The organism is Candidatus Protochlamydia sp. R18 (assembly GCF_000648255.1).
GTDB classification, from domain to species: domain Bacteria; phylum Chlamydiota; class Chlamydiia; order Chlamydiales; family Parachlamydiaceae; genus Protochlamydia; species Protochlamydia amoebophila.
The window spans coordinates 1-1842 of the sequence record NZ_BASL01000712.1 but is presented as its reverse complement, the minus strand read 5'-3'; the positions used below and the strand labels follow the sequence as shown (position 1 = coordinate 1842).

1 protein-coding gene is annotated in these 1842 nt (G+C 30.9%); it reads left to right on the top strand.

Annotation, left to right across the window (positions count from 1 at the left end):
• Positions 1–1842, top strand: a 1842-nt coding sequence (locus TY19_RS06855; protein ID WP_042281252.1) for a hypothetical protein, incomplete at both ends; no start/stop codon positions are given.

Genomic DNA, 1842 nt, shown 5'->3' with positions numbered 1-1842 from the left:
GGAAAGTTTAGTTAAGCTAACTCTATCTTGTGAAAATAAAACCGTCGACATTCTAAATGACAAAACATTAAGCAAAATAAGTCGAGAGTATCAAGAAGTACAAACAGAATTAGATGAAAAAAAAATGGAATTAAAGGATTTAAACGAGCGCTTAACTAATATAAAAAAAAGACCTTATGCAGATAAAATAAAAGAATTAGAATTATTAGAAAAATTAGACAGCCCTATAAAAACAATTGATGCTTTTTTACTAAAATTTGAACAATTTTTAGAAAAATATCAAGAAATTGATGTGAAAAAACTAACAACAGAGGAGATCGAATTTTTAAAAAAAGAACATAGTGAATTAGAAGAGGGCTATAACGATCTTAAAAAGATACTACCAGGCACTATTCAAACACTAAGCAAGCATGTGAAATCAATTAAGGGTGGTTTACCACAAAAAATTGAAACGATTTTAAATGGTATTAATACTGCTCTTCAAGGAGAAGAAGTCGAAAATTTAGATGATTCTATAAAGCAATTCAAAACAATTAAAACATCTTTCGAAGAAGCTTTAGCGGTTTATTCCGGCAAATTGAATCAAGTTCGGCAAGAGGTCGATGAAACTTGTCCTCGTTACATGAAAATTTTCCAGGAAATAAAAGAGGGAAATTTAGAAAGATATCCTGATTTTATTCAAGAGATTAAAAAAATTTTAATTAATGATAGCCGTGATCCTGTCGCTTATAAAGACGCTTTGCAAACACTAGCAGCTAATGTTATTCCCTCTATTCAATCTCAGGTGCTGGGAATAACTAATGAACTCAGAGAGAGGCTAAACAGAAAAAAAGATGTAGAAATTATTACTATAGATGATTGTCTTGCTCTAAAAACATACATTGAAGACTATTTAAAACCTCTTTTAGCGTTGACAGAACCAATGGCAAACGGAAAAGCACCCGTATTCGAAGAACTATTTAAAAATTTATTTAATCTGCTTCCTAATTCTGGTAAGGAGATGACTGCCCAAGAAATTGTATCAAAGCTTAATTCATTTCTTTTCCCAGAGGATTTTTTGAGAGTTTATCAAAATTTTATCAATAAAAATGTGGCTGAAATAGAAAAAGAATTAAATCAAGAAACTAAGATTAAAAAAGAGATTGAAGACCTAACAAATTTATTAAAAGAATTAAAAGCAAAAAAGGCTGATATTTTAGAAAGTTTTTTTAACAAACTTATGGAAAAAGAAAAAAACAACATCTCTGAATTATTAACTGGTGGTGTTGAGCAAGTTAAAAAATTTGTAGATATTTTTTTAGGCCATTACCTTGTTCATTCTCAAGAACGTTTTCCCAAACTTTTAGAAAGCCATCGAGACTTTGCTGTTAGAGTTTCTGACATGTTTGAACTAGTAAAGGATCATTTATCTGAGGAGCAATTAGGTGAAATCAAATTAGTTTTAAATGACTTTTTAACTCATCATATTACAAATCAAACAGGTGAGATTGAAGAAAGTTTAGGTACATCTCTTCATCAAAGTCAAAAAAGTTCGGAAAAGGTTACTAAACCTGCAAAGCCTTTATATAGAAAGGTTCAGGGTGCACATGAATTTGGAGATGAATTTTCAATAAAATGCCAACATGTTTGCAAACAAGTTGAAGCCCTTCTGCCTTGGTTATTCGGGAAAGGATTTGTTGCCTCGCCTCAAGCCGCGCATTTAGTCCCTTTCCCTGGAATAGTTTCTTGGGATGTTAGCTATCTATCCACACTTTTTAAGACAAGGCTTGAATTAGATCTAAGTCAAAAAGAAGTGGAAGATCGTTTAGAATTATTCAATAAAAATGTTGAACCTTTTTTAAA